Annotated in this window: 15 protein-coding genes; 4 read left to right on the top strand and 11 right to left on the bottom strand. The window is 66.1% G+C overall.

The genetic code is table 11. The features are described from left to right. Positions 1–26: 26 nt before the first annotated feature. The 7 genes from fdhF to mobB form a co-directional block, all read right to left on the bottom strand. Positions 27–2,795: a formate dehydrogenase subunit alpha gene (gene fdhF / locus AAFG50_RS10230; protein WP_028174270.1), complete on the bottom strand. Its 2,769-nt coding sequence runs from the start codon at positions 2,793–2,795 to the stop codon at positions 27–29. Next, positions 2,792–4,495 carry an NADH-ubiquinone oxidoreductase-F iron-sulfur binding region domain-containing protein gene (locus AAFG50_RS10225; protein WP_028174269.1) on the bottom strand — a complete coding sequence of 568 codons (1,704 nt, stop codon included), beginning with the start codon at positions 4,493–4,495 and terminating at the stop codon, positions 2,792–2,794. The genes fdhF and AAFG50_RS10225 overlap by 4 nt, the downstream gene beginning before the upstream one ends. 154 nt (positions 4,496–4,649) lie before the next feature. Continuing rightward, positions 4,650–4,931, bottom strand: a complete 282-nt coding sequence (locus AAFG50_RS10220; protein WP_011085103.1) for a hypothetical protein — start codon at positions 4,929–4,931, stop codon at positions 4,650–4,652. A gap of 92 nt (positions 4,932–5,023) precedes the next feature. Beyond that, positions 5,024–6,679, bottom strand: coding sequence for an OFA family MFS transporter (locus AAFG50_RS10215; protein ID WP_028174268.1), 1,656 nt, complete (start codon positions 6,677–6,679; stop codon positions 5,024–5,026). A 317-nt stretch (positions 6,680–6,996) separates the two neighbouring features. Then, entirely contained in the window at positions 6,997–7,260 is a 264-nt protein-coding gene (locus AAFG50_RS10210) for a sulfurtransferase TusA family protein (RefSeq protein WP_028174267.1), read from the bottom strand. A gap of 44 nt (positions 7,261–7,304) precedes the next feature. Beyond that, the gene (gene glp / locus AAFG50_RS10205; protein WP_028174266.1) at positions 7,305–8,561 is read right to left on the bottom strand and encodes a gephyrin-like molybdotransferase Glp; all 1,257 of its coding nucleotides are present in this window, start codon (positions 8,559–8,561) and stop codon (positions 7,305–7,307) included. 9 nt (positions 8,562–8,570) lie between these two features. Beyond that, positions 8,571–9,098, bottom strand: coding sequence for a molybdopterin-guanine dinucleotide biosynthesis protein B (mobB, locus tag AAFG50_RS10200; RefSeq protein ID WP_028174265.1), 528 nt, complete (start codon positions 9,096–9,098; stop codon positions 8,571–8,573). A 207-nt stretch (positions 9,099–9,305) separates the two neighbouring features. On the opposite strand from mobB, the gene fdhD reads away from it, so the two are divergent. Together fdhD and mobA are read left to right on the top strand one after the other, a co-directional pair. Next, a complete protein-coding gene (fdhD, locus tag AAFG50_RS10195; protein ID WP_028174264.1) occupies positions 9,306–10,196 on the top strand; it encodes a formate dehydrogenase accessory sulfurtransferase FdhD in 891 nt (296 codons plus the stop codon). Next, a complete protein-coding gene (gene mobA / locus AAFG50_RS10190) occupies positions 10,183–10,818 on the top strand; it encodes a molybdenum cofactor guanylyltransferase MobA (RefSeq protein ID WP_039184935.1) in 636 nt (211 codons plus the stop codon). The genes fdhD and mobA overlap by 14 nt, the downstream gene beginning before the upstream one ends. On the opposite strand, the gene AAFG50_RS10185 is transcribed toward mobA, so the two are convergent. From AAFG50_RS10185 to AAFG50_RS10170, 4 genes are all read right to left on the bottom strand, one after another. Beyond that, positions 10,751–10,981 (bottom strand): FAD-dependent monooxygenase, encoded by a 231-nt coding sequence (locus AAFG50_RS10185; protein WP_231166717.1) that lies wholly within the window; start codon positions 10,979–10,981, stop codon positions 10,751–10,753. The genes mobA and AAFG50_RS10185 overlap by 68 nt on opposite strands. 90 nt (positions 10,982–11,071) lie before the next feature. Then, positions 11,072–13,021 (bottom strand): molybdopterin biosynthesis protein, encoded by a 1,950-nt coding sequence (locus AAFG50_RS10180; protein WP_028174262.1) that lies wholly within the window; start codon positions 13,019–13,021, stop codon positions 11,072–11,074. Positions 13,022–13,034: 13 nt separating this feature from the next. Then, positions 13,035–14,141 (bottom strand): molybdopterin-binding protein, encoded by a 1,107-nt coding sequence (locus tag AAFG50_RS10175; RefSeq protein WP_028174261.1) that lies wholly within the window; start codon positions 14,139–14,141, stop codon positions 13,035–13,037. 54 nt (positions 14,142–14,195) lie between these two features. After that, the gene (locus tag AAFG50_RS10170) at positions 14,196–15,029 is read right to left on the bottom strand and encodes a substrate-binding domain-containing protein (RefSeq protein WP_028174260.1); all 834 of its coding nucleotides are present in this window, start codon (positions 15,027–15,029) and stop codon (positions 14,196–14,198) included. Here AAFG50_RS10170 and AAFG50_RS10165 point away from each other — a divergent pair. Both AAFG50_RS10165 and AAFG50_RS10160 read left to right on the top strand, forming a co-directional pair. Then, on the top strand, positions 15,028–15,363 hold the full coding sequence (locus AAFG50_RS10165) for a hypothetical protein (protein ID WP_131234218.1): 336 nt from the start codon (positions 15,028–15,030) through the stop codon (positions 15,361–15,363). The two genes, AAFG50_RS10170 and AAFG50_RS10165, sit on opposite strands and share 2 nt — an antisense overlap. Then, complete coding sequence (locus tag AAFG50_RS10160; RefSeq protein WP_028174259.1) at positions 15,341–16,234, top strand: helix-turn-helix transcriptional regulator; 894 nt, start codon at positions 15,341–15,343, stop codon at positions 16,232–16,234. Before AAFG50_RS10165 ends, AAFG50_RS10160 begins: the two co-directional genes overlap by 23 nt. Positions 16,235–16,325: the final 91 nt, after the last annotated feature.

Below are 16,325 nucleotides of genomic sequence, written 5' to 3'. Positions count from 1 at the left end.
ATCGCGCCGCCCAACGAACGCCGCCCTTACTCCGCAGCGTCGCGCATCTCCACGCGTTCGGCTCTGGCCGCGCAGAACTTGAATTCCGGGATCTTGCCGAACGGATCGAGCGCCGGGTTGGTCAGGAGGTTCGCCGCTGCCTCCGCGTAGCAGAACGGCATGAACACCATGTTCTCCGGAACGTCGCGGTCGGAGCGGACCTTGACCTCGACGGCGCCCCGGCGGGTCTCCAGGCGAATGAAATCGCCAGGCGCGAGCTGCTTCTTGTGCATGTCCTTCGGGCTCATGAAGGCGACCGCCTCCGGCTCGATCTGGTCGAGCACCTGGGCGCGGCGGGTCATCGAGCCGGTGTGCCAATGCTCCAGCACGCGGCCGGTCGAGAGCACCATCGGATATTCGGCGTCAGGCAATTCATCCGGCGGGATGACCTTCGCGGGCACGATCTTGCCGCGGCCGCTCGCGGTCGGGAAGCCCGTGGTGAAGATGATTTCGTTGCCCGGCTTGTTCGGATCGTCCGCCGGATAGGTGACGGCACCTTCGCGCACCAGCCGTTCCCAGCTGATGTTCTTGAGCGACGGCATGAGCTCTGCCATCTCGGTGTAGACATCGCCGGCGCCGGCGTAATTCCACGGCAGGCCCATGCGCTTGCCGATCTCCTGGATGATCCAGAGATCCTGCCGCGCATCGCCCGGCGGCTTGATCACCTGGCGCGCGAGCTGCACGCGGCGATCCGTATTGGTGAAGGAGCCCTCCTTCTCGGCGAAGGCCGAGGCCGGCAGGATGACGTCGGCGTGGAATGCGGTCTCGGTCACGAAGAGGTCCTGCACCACGAGATGGTCGAGCATGGCGAGCGCGTGGCGCGCGTGCTGGAGATCGGGGTCCGACATCGCGGGGTTTTCACCCTCGATATACATGCCCTTGATCTCGCCGGCATGGATCGCGTTCATGATCTCGACCACCGTGAGGCCGCGAACGGGATCGAGATCCTGCTGCCACAGCTTCTCGAAGGCCCCGCGCAAGTCGTCGCGGCCGACCGGCTGGTAATCCGGCAGGAACATCGGGATCAGGCCGGCATCGGAGGCGCCCTGCACGTTGTTCTGGCCGCGCAGCGGATGCAGGCCGGTGCCGGGGCGGCCGACCTGGCCGGTGATCAGCGCGAGCGCGATCAGGCAGCGCGCATTGTCGGTGCCGTGGACGTGCTGGCTGATGCCCATGCCCCAGAAGATGATCGACGATTTTGCCCGCGCATAGGTGCGTGCAACCTCACGCAGCGTTTGCGCCGGGACGCCGCAGATCGCCTCCATCTTCTCCGGCGTGAATTCCTTGATCTTCTCCTTGAGGTCCTCAAAACCCTCGGTGTAGCCGGCGATGTACTGGTCGTCGGTCAGGCCTTCAGTGATGATCGTGTTGATCATCGCGTTCAGCATGGCGACGTCGGAGCCGGGCTTGAACTGCAGATGCTTGGTCGCATGGCGCGACAGCGTCTGCCGGCGCGGGTCCATCACGAACAGCTTGGCGCCGTTCTGCTTGACCGCGTTCTTGATGAAGGTCGCGGCGACCGGATGGTTCACGGTCGGGTTGGCGCCGATCACGATGATGACCTCGGCGTCCATCGCCGCGGAGAACGGCGCCGACACGGCGCCCGAGCTGAGACCTTCGAACAGCGCCGCCACCGACGAGGCGTGGCACAGCCGGGTGCAGTGGTCGACATTGTTGGAGCCGAAACCGGTGCGCACCAGCTTCTGGAACAGATAGGCCTCTTCGTTCGAGCCCTTGGCCGAGCCGAAGCCGGCGAGCGCCTTCGCGCCGTTCGTGTCGCGGATCTTGACGAGCCCCTTGGCGGCGATGTCGAGCGCCTCTTCCCAGCTCGCTTCGCGGAAATGGGTGAAGGGATTGGCCGGATCGACCTGGTCGTTGGCATCCTTCTTCGCATTAGGCAGCCGCACCAGCGGCTTGGTCAGGCGGTGCGGATGGTGGATGTAGTCGAAGCCGAAGCGGCCCTTCACACAGAGACGGTTGTGATTGGCGGGGCCATCACGGCCCTCGGCATAGATCACCTTCTCGTCCTTGACCTCGTACGTGACCTGACAGCCGACGCCGCAGAACGGGCAGAGCGAATCCACCTTCTTGTCCGCGTAAGTCACGCGGGTCTGGTTCTCGTCGAGCATCACGGCCGGCATCAACGCGCCGGTCGGGCAGGCCTGCACGCATTCGCCGCAAGCAACGCAGGTGGACTCGCCCATGGGATCGTCGAAGTCGAACACGATCTTCGAGCCATGGCTGCGGTAGGCCATGCCGATGACGTCGTTGACCTGGACCTCGCGGCAGGCGCGCACGCACAGGCCGCACTGGATGCAGGCATCGAGATTGACGCGCATCGCCGGATGGCTCGCGTCGGTCGCCCAGCGCTCGGCAGCGGGAAAGCGGCTCTCGGTGACGCCGGTGGTCTCGGCCCAGTGCCAGAACTTCGAGTCCGGATCGTGCGAGGTTTCGCGCGCCGGCTGGTCGGCGACGAGCAGCTCCATCACCATCTTCTGCGCGGAAACCGCACGCGCGGACTCGGTCTTCACCTTCATGCCGACCGACGGCGTGCGCTTGCACGATGCGGCGAGCACGCGCTCGCCCTCGATCTCGACCATGCAGGCGCGGCAATTGCCGTCGGGACGATAGTCGGGCGCCGGCGAGTAGCAGAGATGCGGGATCTCGCGGCCCTGGCGTTTTGCGACTTGCCAGATGGTCTCGCCGGGACTGGCCTCGACCTGCTTGCCGTCGAGCTCGAACGTAATCTTCGTCATTCGGCCGCTTCCTTGAACTCGTCAGGGAAATATTTGATCACGGTGGTAAGCGGATTCGATGCCGCCTGCCCGAGCCCGCAGATCGAGGCATCGCGCATCGCCTGGCTCAATTCTTCCAGCAACGCGCGGTTCCAGACTGGCTTCTGCATCAGCAGCGCCGCCTTCTGGGTCCCAACGCGGCACGGCGTGCACTGGCCGCAGCTCTCGTCCTCGAAGAATTTCATCAGGTTCAGGGCCGCTGCTCGCACGCTGTCCTTCTGCGACAGGATCACGATCGCGGCCGAGCCGATGAAGCAGCCGTATTTCTCCAGCGTGCCGAAATCGAGCGGGATGTCGTCCATCGACGCCGGCAGGATGCCGCCCGAGGCGCCACCCGGAAGATAAGCGTAGAAGGTGTGGCCGTCGGCCATGCCGCCGCAATATTCGTCGATCAACTCGCGCACGGTGATGCCTGACGGCGCGAGCTTCATGCCGGGATTCTTCACGCGGCCGGAGACCGAGAAGCTGCGCAGGCCATGACGCTCGTGGCGGCCGTGGCCCTTCCACCAGTCGGCGCCCTTCTCGACGATGTCGCGCACCCACCACAGCGTCTCGACGTTGTTGATCAGCGTCGGCAGTCCGAACAGGCCGACCTGGAACGGATAAGGCGGCTTGTGCCGGGGCAGGCCGCGCTTGCCCTCGATGCTCTCGAGCAGCGAAGATTCCTCGCCGCAGATGTAGGCGCCGGCGCCGCGGCGCATGTGCAACGTCGGGCCGCCCGGCGGCAGCTTTGCGATCTCGCGCTCCAGGATCTCGCGTGCGGCCGGATATTCGTCGCGGATGTAGATGTAGACGTCGGACGCCTCAACGATATGCGCACCGATCAGGGTGCCCTCGAGGAAGCGATGCGGGTCGTTGTTGAGGTAGACGCGGTCCTTGAAGGTGCCCGGCTCGCCCTCGTCGCCGTTGACCGCCATCAGCCGCGGGCCGGGCTCGCCAAGCACCGCGCGCCATTTGCGTCCCGTCGGGAAGCCCGCGCCGCCGAGACCACGCAGGCTGGAATCCTCGAGAAGCCTGAGGATATCGTCCTTGCTGACCGCCCCGGAGCGCAGCCGCTCCAGCAGCTTGTATCCGCCGTCCTTCACATAGGCGTCGTAGTCGACATAAGCAGGAATGTGCGCGTGAACGTCGCCGCGCGCTGCCGTGGCCAGCACCTCGGCGGCCGTAGCCTGATGCACGAAATGATGGCCGACTTCCGCGACCGGGGCCGCGTCGCACAATCCGACACAGGGCGCGCGTACGACGCGAATACCGGGACCGGCGCTGCGCTGGAGATCCTGCAACAGCTGCCCACCGCCGAGCATCTCACAGGTCAACGAATCGCAGACGCGGATCGTCAGCGGCGCGATATCAGGCTCACCTTCCTTCACGATGTCGAAATGCGCGTAGAAAGTCGCGGTCTCGAACACCTCGGCGAAGGCGAGCTTCATCTCGTCGGCGAGGGCCGCAAGATGCGCCGCCGAGATCTGGTGATATTTGTCCTGGATCAGGTGGAGATATTCGATCAGGAGGTCGCGCCGCCGCGGGCGATCGCCGAGCAGCTGCTCGATCTCGTGTGCGGCGGTGGGATCGACCTGCCGCCCCTTGGGCGTGGCCTTGGCTCGCTTCCGCCCCTCGCCCGGATGTTCGAACGAGCGGACCTCGTGCACGTCATGGCTCATCGATGAGTCTCGTAAACCTTCTTTAAAACACGTCCAAGTCTAGCCGTTGGCATACCAGATGCCAAGAGAATTCATCCATTCCGATAAGCATTTAAGGGGCACGGGGCCAACAAGCCCCACGCCCCTTGCCTCGAACTGTTGGTGGAACCCGACCTCAGGTCTTGTTCATGCACTCCTCGATGTAGAACCAGCGATCGTCGCCGGCGAGGCCCTTGGACTTCACGTCGGCGCGGCAGGCCTTGAGCTTCGGCTTGTTGGCGGACCACTTCGCCTTCATGTCCTTCAGCTTCTGCATGGTGAGCTTGATCTTGCCCGGCTTGGCCTCCGTCGTCGCGGCCGGTGCCGTGGTGGCAGGCGCCGCCGCGGTTTGCGCGGACGCTGCATGAAGGCCTGCGACCAGCAACACGGCCGCAAGGCAAATTCGGGTGCGAAGCATTTAAATCCCCTAAGTACCAGTCTTGATGATGTCTGAAAGGCGAACGCCGCGGGACACCGATGATGAGCATCCCGCGGCTGTCTTGATGGCGATCAGAATATCTTGACCGCGCTCTCCAGCGTCTTCCACACACCCCAGAGCAGGGGAATGCCGACGAAGGCCCAGAACAGCGCCGCCTTGGCGTCAAGCCCGCCAAACCCGATGCCGTAAGAGCCGTGCGGTCCGGCTGCGGCGGCGCTGGCGCTCGCCGCCTGCAACTTGGCGACATCGGCCTCCTTCATGTGCCACTTCGGATCGACCGGCTTGATCAGGTAGTTGCAGATCAGGCCCGCAATCAGCATCGCGCACAGGATGTACATGGTGGTGTTGTAGAGCTGATCGCGCGGCACGCCGGCCGCGAGCTGGAACTCGCGGATGTAGTTGACCACGACGGGGCCGATGATGCCCGCGGTGGACCATGCCGTCAGCAGCCGGCCGTGGATGGCGCCCACGAACTGCGTGCCGAACATGTCGGCGAGATAGGCCGGCACGGTCGCGAAGCCGCCGCCATACATCGACAGGATGATGCCGAAGCCGAGCACGAAGAGCAGCTTCGAGCCCATCGCCGCAAAGGTCGGCGCCAGCGCATAGAGCACGATGCCGAGGATGAAGAAGGTGTAGTAGGTGTTCTTGCGTCCGATCTTGTCCGACAGCGATGCCCAGAAGAAGCGGCCGCCGATGTTGAACAGCGACAGCAATCCGGCGAAGCCCGCGGCGATCGCCGCGATCTGCGCCTTCTGCCCGGCATCGAGCGCGTTGAAGCCGACGTCCGGCAGGCCGATCAGCTTGCCGGCGAAGATCTCCTGCAGCATGGGCGAGGCCATGCCGATCACGCCGATACCCGCCGACACGTTCAGGCAGAGCACCCACCAGATCAGCCAGAACTGCGGCGTCTTGTGTGCGTCATTGAGATGAACGTTGTTCTTCGAGATCATCGCGTTGGCCTTGGACGGCGGGGTCCAGCCTTCGGGCTGCCAGCCGGGCGGCGGCAAGCGATAACGGAACGCGCCGATCATCATGAACACGAAGTAGATGACGCCCATCGCCACGAAGGTCTCCCAGACGCCGACCGAAGTCGGGGTCTTGAAGTAGTTCATCAAGAGGTTCGCCAGCGGCGCGCCGATCATGGCGCCGCCGCCGAAGCCCATGATGGCCATGCCGGTCGCCATGCCGCGGCGGTCGGGGAACCACTTCACTAGCGTCGACACCGGTGAGATATAGCCAAGGCCGAGACCGATGCCGCCGATCACGCCCGAGCCCAGCCACATCAACCAGAGTTGGTGGGTGTAGATGCCGATCGCGCCGAGAAACAGGCCGCCGCACCAGCACAACGCGGCAACGAAGCCGGCCTTGCGCGGACCGACCCGCTCGAGCCAGCCGCCCCAGATCGCGGCCGAAACGCCGAGCAGCACGAAGAACAGCGTGTACATCCAGCCCAGGCTCGCGACTTTCCAGTCGCAGGTGGTGGAGAACAACTCCTGGAACAGCGAGATGTCGGAGCACGCCTTCGGCGCGTTCAACCCGATCGCGCGCGACAGTGGCAGCCAGAACACCGAGAAGCCGTAGGCCATGCCGATGCAGAGATGGATGCACAGCGCCGCAGGCGGCACCAGCCAGCGATTGAAGCCGGCGGTCGCAATCGTCCGCTCACGATCAAGAAAGCCAGAGCCAGCGCCCGATATCGTTCCGGCGCTCTCAATAGTAGACATACAGTCCTCCCCTAAGCCGCCCTTCTGAGCAGCCTGCCGCTAAGATCCTGATCCTCAGCCATTCACGGTGCAGCCAGCTGTCCCCGCTGCCCCGCATCATCATCCGGCGCGCGCCAGGATCGGTCACGCACCTCCGAAAAGTTAACCCCTCGAGCGGGGCTCTATGCCCGATACCACGTGCAGGCTTCGTGTTTGGCCCGTTGATCCGCGTATCGCAGACAACACTCAACCTCCGCGCCCGCACGGAGAAAGTCAATTTGGGCAGAAGCCATGATCGATGTCGATAGACAAAAGGTCGGTATCAACGCGGTAACGCGTCAGGAACGCAGCGCACCATTGGTGTTGCCTATCGGACCATTTGCCTTTTCTATCAAGAACACGATGCGCGCGTCGTTGCGCTCGGTGATCTCCACCGTGTCGCCGGTCTCGCGAATCAGATTCGGAATGTCGATCACCGACAGCGGATCGGTGCAGTACACCTCGAGCTGATCGCCAGGCTGCAACGGTTTGAGCGCCTTGCGTGTCTTCAGGGCGGGCAGCGGGCATTTCAGCCCGGTGAGATCGAGCGTGGTTCTGGTCATGGGCGCAACATGGCGGGACCGATCAATGGCGTCAACGCAACCGGTCAGAGCAGATCGGCATAGGACAGGAACCCCACGCCCTGCCCTGGCTCGACACGCGTGATGTCCTCGCCGAGCTCGACGAGGCCGTCGGTCTCGACCAGCGACGACAACAGCCCGGCGCCTTCGCGCGGGAACTTGATTGCCTCCAGCGCGCCATCCTCTCCCCGCCGCAACGAGACACGAACATATTCGCGGCGGCCGATCTTCTTCTTGTAGGTGAACGCCGCGCGCACCGGGATCGGCAACAGCGGCTCCGGCAAACCACCCATCAGCGCCAGCACCGTCGGCCGCACCACATGGACGAAGGTAACGAAGCTCGCGACGGGATTGCCGGGCAGGCCGATCAGCGGCGTGCCGCCGATGATGCCCATTGCCACGGGCCGGCCGGGCTTGATCGCCATCCGCCACAGCACCAGCGAGCCGATGCTCTCGACCGCCGCCTTGACGTGGTCCTCCTCGCCGGTCGAGACGCCGCCGGTGGTGAGGATCAGGTCGTGGCTGCCTGCAACCTGCTTCAAGCCATTCGCGAGGGAAGTCCGCTCGTCACGCAGGATGCCGAGATCGCTGACCTCGCAGCCGAGCCGGCGCAGCATCGCCATCAGCATGAAGCGGTTGGAGTCGAACAGCTGCGAGGCGGCGCGCGGCTCGCCCGGCGACGCCAGCTCGTCACCGGTCGAGAACACCGCAACGCGGATGCGCCTGACGACGTCGACCCGCGTCAGGCCGAACGCCGCGGCGAGCGCGACGTGCTGCGGCAGCAAGCGCTGGCCGGCGCGCAGCGCGACGTGCCCTTGAGGGATGTCCTCGCCCGCGGGCCGGACGTTTGCGCCCGGCTTCAGCCCCGGCGGCAGCACGATCCTGGCGGCGTCATCGGTGCGGACATCCTCCTGCATGAAGACGGTCCCGGCATCCGGCGGCATCGGCGCACCCGTGAAGATGCGCGCGGTGTGGCCGGGCCTGATCGGCGCGTGAGCAAGGCCGCCGGCCTGGATGCGGCCATCGAGCGGCAGCGCCCGTTCCGCGCTGTCCGGGAGATCGGCGTCGCGCACGGCATAGCCGTCGACGGCGGAGTTGGTGAAGGGTGGCAGCGGCAGGGGCGCGGCGATGTCTCGGGCCAGCACGCGCCCGTCCGCATCGACCAGCGCCACGGTTTCGAGATCGGCAATCGCGTTGACGCGCGTCGTGATCAGGCCAACGGCCTCGTCGACCGACATCATCGGTCCGCCAAAGGCAAAGCAATCGTCAGACAGTTGCGCCATGGTGCCTCGTCAGCGCATAGCAGCGCTTTTCGCGACCGCTTCCTCGACCGGCATCGCCACACGCAACAGCAGCGACGCCGCGGCCGGGATATCGTCGAGATGGACGGTCGGCAGCCGGGTGTCAATCGCAGCGTCGGTCGCGATCCCGGCAATTCCGGGATCGTCGGGAAACAGCAACGGTTTGCCGTTGCCGGCACGATGGACCTCGATCTTGCGGTGCGGCTCGCGCTTGAAACCCTCGACCACGACGAGATCGACCGCGGAAAGCTTGCTCAGGAGTTCCGGCAGCCGCGGCTCCGCCGCGCCGCGCAACTCGTGCATCAGAGCCCAGCGATTTGACGAGGCAACCAGCACCTCTGCCGCGCCCGCCTCGCGATGGCGCCAGGAATCCTTGCCGGGCACGTCGACGTCGAACTGGTGATGCGCATGCTTGATGACGGAGACGCGCAGGCCTTGCGCGCTGAAATACGGGATCAGCCGCGTCAACAGCGTGGTCTTGCCCGCACCGCTCCAGCCTGCAAGGCCGATGACTTTCATAACCGATCCGTCTCCGCCAACGACGCGCCTGCCGATGGAACCGCCGGCCTCTCCCCGTCATTGCGAGCGTAGCGAAGCAATCCAGACTGCCACCGCGGTATAGTTCTGGATTGCTTCGCCGCGCGCAATGACGGCGAGGCAGCATTTTCGCTTTCCGCCAGCATGCTTATATCGGCTTGACCCGAATGTCATGCTAACGTCGTGGCCATGATGAAGATCGACAAAGCGCCGGTGCCCCTGATCGTCCCCAATCCGGATGACCCGCGCCTGACCCAGAGCGTGACCGGGACCGACCAGACCGGCGCCAGGGTCGAGATCAAGGTGCCGATGGAGCGGCCGCTGACGCTCTACCTGAATTCCCAGGAGATCGTCACCATGATGACGATCGGCGACTATCCGGAATATCTGGCGCTGGGCTATCTGCTCAACCAGAACATGCTGAAATATAATGACGCGGTGACCGAGGTCGAATACGACGACGACCTCCAGGTGGTGGTCGTGCGCACCTCGCATCACACCAATTTCGAGGCCAAGCTGAAGAAGCGCACGCAGACCTCGGGCTGCGCCCAGGGCACCGCCTTCGGCGATCTGCTGGAAGCGGTCGAGAGCGTCGCGCTGCCAAAGGCGGAGCTGCGCACCTCATGGCTCTACCAGATGACGCAGACCATCAACACCATGCCCTCTCTGTACCTGGAGGCCGGTGCGATCCACGGCTGTGTGCTGTGCAAGGAGGGCGAGCCGCTCTGCTACACCGAGGACGTCGGTCGCCACAACGCCGTGGACAAGATCGCGGGCTGGATGTACCGCCACGGCGTCGATGCCGGCGACAAGATCCTCTACACCACGGGACGTCTCACCTCGGAGATGGTGATCAAGACGGTACGCATGGGCATTCCGATCCTGGTGTCGCGCTCCGGCTTCACCGCGTGGGGCGTCGATCTCGCAAGACAGGTGGGCCTGACGCTGATCGGCCGCACCCGCGGCAAGCGCTTCATCGCGCTCGCTGGCGAGGAACGGATCGTCTACGACCAGAACCTTGCTTACGTCGAAGAGGAGTCGGCCAAGCACAAGCGCAAGGGTGAAGGTGGTGACGACTGAAACTCCGCTGACGCAAGGCGTGCTGCTCGCCGGCGGCCTCGCGCGACGCATGGGCGGCGGCGACAAGCCGATGCGCACCATCGGCGGACGCACCATCCTGGAGCGCGTGATCGCACGTCTTTCGCCCCAGTGCAGCGGACTGATCCTCAATGCGAACGGCGATCCCGCGCGCTTCGCCACATTCGGCCTGCAGGTGGTCGCCGACGACGTACCCGGCTTTCCCGGCCCGCTCGCCGGCATTCTCGCCGCGCTCGACTGGACCGCGGCGAACCGGCCGGGGATCGAATGGGTGCTCAGTGCCGCCGGCGACTGCCCGTTCCTGCCGCGCGATCTCGTCGCGCGCCTGCATGAAGCCCGTGAGCGGGAGAGCGCGCAGCTCGCGGTCGCCGCATCGGGCGACCAGTCGCATCCGGTGATCGGGCTGTGGCGCGTTGCCTTGCGCGACGAATTGCGCCACGCCCTCGTCGTCGAGGACCTGCGCAAGATCGACCGCTGGACCGCACGCTATCCGCTCGCAACGGTGACGTGGCCGGCCGAGCCGCTCGATCCGTTCTTCAACGCCAATACGGTCGAGGACATCGCCGAGGCCGAGCGGCTCGCGGCGCTGGATGACGCGGCTTAGCCTCGCGCATCCGCGCCTCCAGCCCCAGCGCGCGCAACACCTTCATGGCATTGCAGCCGATCTGGATGCCGGCGCCAATGCGGGCGAATTGGGAGGCCTGCTCGTAGACCATCACATTGATGCCGACGCGCCGGAGCGCCGCGGCGGTCGCAAGCCCGCCCATGCCGGCACCGACGATCGCAACCGAAAGCGGCCTTGCCATCGCGTCCCCCAACCTGTCGCACGGCTTGAACGCCGTGTCGTCGTCTATCGTCTACGCCGGCCGGAAGCCCGCTCGCTCCAGTGCCGTACGTGCCTCGCCCGAGCCGAGTGCGTCGAGAAAGGCCTGTACCGCCGGACGCTGCTTGCGCGCCGTCACCAACGCAAAGTCATAATGCTCTTCCGCGAGCGGAATGAAACCGAGGCCGACCGCATGGGCGACCGGCGCAATGGTCATGCCCCAGTCGGCGCGTTGCTGCGCGACGGCGGCGGCAACGGCGTTGTGCGAGCGCGGCTGGTTCCAATAGCCTTCGGGGCGCGCACCGCCGAGCAGCCGGTCGATCAGGATACGCGTGCCGGCGCCCTGGTTGCGGTTGACCATGATGCAGGCGGGATCCGTGAGCGCGGCGGCAACGGCGTCCTTTGCGCTGAGGCCCTCGAAGCGCTTGTCGCCCTCGCGGAACACGATGCCCTGCATCCGCCGCCAGCCCGGCACGAGCTCAAGCCCTTCGACAAGGTAAGGCGTGTTGTAGGTCTCGCTTCTGTCGTCGAACAGATGGATCGGCGCGAGATCGCACTCGCCCCGTTTCGCCGCCGCAAGCCCGCCGAGGCTGCCGACCGCGATCGAGCGCACCGTGAGGCCCGCATGCGCGAGCTGTGCGGTGACGAGGTCGAGGCCGGTGCAATGGCTGCCGACGATGACGAGATCAGGCACGCGCACATGCGGCGTGAACAGCGTCACCTCGGCCTCGGTCCCCGCGGGCATCTGATCGGCGAGCGCATCGATGCGCAGGAAGCCGTCGGCCTGCGCGAAGGAGGTGATCGCACCGGAGCCCTTGCCGGAGGGATAGGCGATCAGGCCGCCCCTGCCCTCGACCAGCGAGACCATGACGAATTCGGTGCGGCCGAGCTCGGAGGCAATGCGCACCGGCACGGTCGCGCTGACCTTGGCATCGGAGCGCGGCGGCAGGCCGGCCATCCTGCGCAGCACCGGCACGATCATGTCGTGGAAGGTGAACATCGCCGAGGTCGGAAAGCCCGGCAGGATCACCACCGGCTTGCCGTCGCAGACCGCGAGGCACAGCGGCTTGCCGGGCTTGAGCGCCACGCCATGCGCGACGATGCCGGGCTGGCCGAGCCGGCTGATGATGCGGTGGGACAGGTCGCCCGCGCCTTTCGACGTGCCGCCGGAGAGCACCAGCATGTCGGCGTCCGCCAGCGCGCGGCGCATGGCGGATTCGAGCTTCGCATCGTCGTCGGGAATGGCGCCAAGGAAGATTGCCTCGCCGCCATTCTCGTCGATCGCGGCCGCGACGATCGCGCCGTTGGTGTCGTAGATCTCCGCGGGCGCGAGCACCTCGCCGGGCTGAACCAGTTCGTCGCCGGTCGAGATCACGGCGACCCGCGGCTTGCGCGCGACGGCCACCTCGGCGATGCCGCAGGCCGCCAGCATGCCGATCTCGCGTGAGCCGACGAGCGTGCCGGCGCGCAGCAGGGCTTCGCCGCGCGCAATGTCGGAGCCCGCATAGGAGACGAACTGCCCGGGAGACGCGGCTCGGCGGATATCGATCGCATCCGGGCCGGCCGGCTGGGTGTGCTCGACCATGACGACAGCGTCGGCGCCGCGCGGCAGCGGGCCGCCGGTGGCGATCGGCGTTGCGGTGCCCGTGGCAACTTGCATCCTCGGCGCGGTGCCGCAGTGGATGGTCTCGCCGTTCAACGCAAGGCGAACAGGCGCACCTTCGCCGGCCGCGGCGAGGTCCGCGGAGCGGACGGCAAAGCCGTCGACATTGGAACGGTCGAACGGCGGGACGTCGATCGGGGCGGTGACGTCTTCGGCGAGCGCCGTGCCGAGCGTATCGGCAAGCTTGCGCGTTTCGCTCGGAATCGCGCGGGGAAACAGCGCCGCCTCGAAACGAGCCATCGCCTCCTCACGCGAGAGGATCTTGAGGAACTGCTCCTGTTCGAGCGCGCTGCGGTCTTGCGATTGCGGGATCATCGTCATGCCGGAACCCATATCACTCCCGCATCAGATAGGCATCGACGGATGCGCCCGCTGCAAATCCCTCGTGGCTGGCGGGTATGATCAGCCATGCATCCGTACGGGCAATGGCCTGGAACGGCCACTCCCCCACTGCAAGCGGCATCCAGGCATGATGGTCCTCGGCCAGCAGTGCGATTTCGGCAATGCCGACACTGGACGCGATCTTGCGCGCGAGCGGCCGTGTCACGTGCCGGCGCTGCTGCCGTGCCGACAAACGATCGACGAGCGGAAGCACCAGCGCGAGCCAGGCTGCGAGCGCATGATCCGGCGAGCCGGGCAAGGCAACGACGGGAACTTTTTCGAGCCGCCCGACCGCGGCGGTGCGGCCGGGCTGAAGCGCAATGCCATGGGCGATCACGTCACCGCGCCGGGCCAGCGCCGTGACAGCGGCATCGCGGCGGCCGACGCCGCTGCCGCCGACTATCAGCAGCAGGTCGCAGGAGGAAGCATCGAGCGCATCTGCAATCGATGCGCCATCGCGCGCGGCGGCCTCGAACGCCCTCACATCCAGTCCCGCGACGCGCGCGATCCCGGCAATCATATGCGCCGTCGTCGTCGTATCAGGCACATTGACGATGCGCAGCCGCGGCCGCCGCACGCTCAGCCTGTCCACCGCCGCGACGCCGGCGAGCATCAGCGCGGCCGGACCGACCGGATATCCTTCTGTGCCGGCAAGCGTGCGAACGGCGATGTCGCTTCCGGCGCGGCGGACACCCTGCCCCGGCACGCCCTCCGCCAGCACCTGCGCGAGCGGTCCAGACATCTCGACGGCGTCGGCATCGAGCACACAGTCGCATCCCGCCGGCATCGCGTCGCCGGCATCGACCCAGGCCGGCGCCGTCGCCAGCGGCGACGGCGAATAGGCGGACGCACCGACGAGATCATTGGCGCGCAACGCCCACCCGTCCATGCCGGCAATGTCGTGCGGCGGATAGGCCGCAAGCAGCGGAGCGTCCGCCGCGATACAGCCGATCGCTTCAGTCAGCGGCAACGCAACAGGTGTGATCGGTTCAACGTCTCGCAGCAACGCGGCAAGCGCGGTGTCGAGCGGCGTCAGCGATGGCGGCAGGCGCTGGGTCATGCGCCATGATGGACCATGCAACGCTGCGTTTGGCAACCGCCGGAGATGCAGATGTCAGCCGGCCGACTTGTCCGCATTCGGAAAGAACAGCTGCTGCCCGTCGACCCTGTAGCCGGCGATCGCCGCCTGCCCGTCCGGCGAGATCAGCCAGTCGATGAAGGTCTGCCCCAGCTCCTTCTTCACGCTCGGAAACTTCTCGGGGTTGACCAACATCACGCCGTACTGGTTGAGCAGCCGCTTGTCGCCCTCGACGATGATGTCGAGATCGCCGCGCTCCTTGAAGGCGATCCAGCTGCCGCGGTCCGACAGCACATAGGCATTTGCGACACGCGCAGCTTCGAGCGCCGCGCCCATGCCCTCCTTGGCCTCGCGGTACCAGGCGCCTTTGGCAGCGGCGATGTCGATGCCGGCGACGATCCAGAGCGCGAGCTCCGCGGCGTGGGTGCCGGAGCGATCGCCGCGCGTCACGAACGGCGCGCCCTTGGCCTCGATCGCCTTGAGCGCGGTCGCGATGTCCTTGCCCTTCACGCCGGCAGGATCGCTCTTCGGCCCGATCAGCACGTAGTCGTTGTACATCACGTCGAAGCGCTTCACGGCAAAACCTTCGGCGACGAACTTTTCCTCCTGTGGCCGCGCATGCATCAGCACGACGTCCGCATCGCCCTTGCGCGCCTCGTTGAGCACCTCGTCGGCGCGCTGAGCGATCACCCTCACGTCAATGCCGGTCCTGTCACGGAAAATCGGCAGCAGATGATCGAGCAGGCCCGAATCCTGCGTCGCTGTGGTGGAGGCCAGGACGATGGCGCGGTCCTCCGCGAACGACGCTGCGATGTCCGCGGTCAGGCCGCAGAGAAGCGCGAGTGCAACGGACAGGCGGCGAAAGGCCATGAGCTGGTTCCCATTGGATGCGGCCACGATCATGAGGATCGATTGCGCCGCACTCGTGACGCATTTGCCCCTCGCGCGCTACCGTTCGGGAAATTCCGGCAATTGCAGCCGATTGCAATCGCGCGCGCGACAGCAAGGCCCGCACCATGTGAGCGCTTCAGGATCGTTCACCAAAGCGGAAGAGGCGCCTGCGGATGTGTTGCAAAGCAACGAGATGATCGGGCATGGTTCCCGCGGACCGAAAATGAACTGCAGAATTCCACCTGCGACGAAAGTCCAAAAAGAAGCAAGAATTTGCATAGGAATGCAGGATGGAATTCCTGACGACCAGTGAAGCCGCTGACTATCTCCGACTTGGCGAACGCAAGCTCTACGAACTCGTCACCACCGGCGCGATCCCCTGTAGCAAGGTGACCGGGAAGTGGCTCTTCCCGCGGCACGAACTCGATCTCTGGGTGCTGTCCGGACTGGCGCGCCCTGCGGGCATGCTGGCCACGGAGCCGCCACCCGTCGTGGGCGGGAGCCAGGACGAGCTCCTGGACTGGAGCCTGCGCGAATCCGGCTCCGGCCTGGGATCGATGAGCGAGGGGAGCGCGCGCGGGCTCGAGCGCCTGCAGCGCGACGAGGTGACGGCTGTCGCAGTGCACTTCCACAGCCTGGATGCCTCCGGCAATCTTGCCTCCGACGCCAATGTGACGGCGCTGCGAGACGCTCCGGACCTGCATGACGCGCTGCTGGTCGCATTCGCGCGCCGCGAGCAGGGTCTCGTGCTGCCGCCGGGCAATCCGAAGCGATTGCGCGGTCTCGCCGACGTGCTCGCGCTCGGCGCCAGGATGGCGATGCGACAACAGGGCACAGGCGCGCAGATGCTGCTCGACGTGCTCCTGAAGCGCGCCGACGCCACCACCCGCGATTTGCGCCGGGTGGAGACGCCGGCCCTCACCGGGCCGGATCTTGCCGAAATGGTCCGCGCCGGCCAGGCCGATTGCGGGGTGGCGACACGCGCGGCGGCGCGCTCGGCCGGCCTCGATTTCGTGCCGCTGGTCTGGGAAAATCTCGATCTGGCGATGCGACAGCGCAGCTATTTCCGCCCCACCATGCAGGCCCTGATCCGGTTCCTGAGCGAAAGACGGCTGCGCCAGCGCGCCGAGGAGCTGACCGGCTACGACCCCTCGCCGGCGGGGCAGATCCGCTTCGCCGCCTGACATTGACGCCCGCCCCCAAATAGTTGCAAAAGAAACCAATTCAGCCGGGCATACCCGGGCAACACCGGCCAACGAGCCGGATCAGGGGAGG

It is taken from the genome of Bradyrhizobium sp. B039 (assembly GCF_038965675.1).
Classification (GTDB): domain Bacteria; phylum Pseudomonadota; class Alphaproteobacteria; order Rhizobiales; family Xanthobacteraceae; genus Bradyrhizobium; species Bradyrhizobium diazoefficiens.
This window is presented reverse-complemented; position numbering and strand designations above follow the sequence as displayed.

Bases quoted from the DNA above. Each gene is read 5' to 3' on its own strand.
- AAFG50_RS10210 (WP_028174267.1), bottom strand. From the start codon at position 7,260: ATGACCAGAACCACGCTCGATCTCACCGGGCTGAAATGCCCGCTGCCC.
- mobB (WP_028174265.1), bottom strand. From the start codon at position 9,098: ATGAAAGTCATCGGCCTTGCAGGCTGGAGCGGTGCGGGCAAGACCACG.
- AAFG50_RS10225 (WP_028174269.1), bottom strand. From the start codon at position 4,495: ATGAGCCATGACGTGCACGAGGTCCGCTCGTTCGAACATCCGGGCGAG.
- AAFG50_RS10175 (WP_028174261.1), bottom strand. From the start codon at position 14,141: ATGACCCAGCGCCTGCCGCCATCGCTGACGCCGCTCGACACCGCGCTT.
- AAFG50_RS10165 (WP_131234218.1), top strand. From the start codon at position 15,028: ATGAGCTGGTTCCCATTGGATGCGGCCACGATCATGAGGATCGATTGC.
- AAFG50_RS10215 (WP_028174268.1), bottom strand. From the start codon at position 6,679: ATGTCTACTATTGAGAGCGCCGGAACGATATCGGGCGCTGGCTCTGGC.
- fdhF (WP_028174270.1), bottom strand. From the start codon at position 2,795: ATGACGAAGATTACGTTCGAGCTCGACGGCAAGCAGGTCGAGGCCAGT.
- AAFG50_RS10170 (WP_028174260.1), bottom strand. From the start codon at position 15,029: ATGGCCTTTCGCCGCCTGTCCGTTGCACTCGCGCTTCTCTGCGGCCTG.
- AAFG50_RS10180 (WP_028174262.1), bottom strand. From the start codon at position 13,021: ATGACGATGATCCCGCAATCGCAAGACCGCAGCGCGCTCGAACAGGAG.
- glp (WP_028174266.1), bottom strand. From the start codon at position 8,561: ATGGCGCAACTGTCTGACGATTGCTTTGCCTTTGGCGGACCGATGATG.
- AAFG50_RS10160 (WP_028174259.1), top strand. From the start codon at position 15,341: ATGGAATTCCTGACGACCAGTGAAGCCGCTGACTATCTCCGACTTGGC.
- fdhD (WP_028174264.1), top strand. From the start codon at position 9,306: ATGATGAAGATCGACAAAGCGCCGGTGCCCCTGATCGTCCCCAATCCG.
- AAFG50_RS10220 (WP_011085103.1), bottom strand. From the start codon at position 4,931: ATGCTTCGCACCCGAATTTGCCTTGCGGCCGTGTTGCTGGTCGCAGGC.
- AAFG50_RS10185 (WP_231166717.1), bottom strand. From the start codon at position 10,981: ATGGGCGGGCTTGCGACCGCCGCGGCGCTCCGGCGCGTCGGCATCAAT.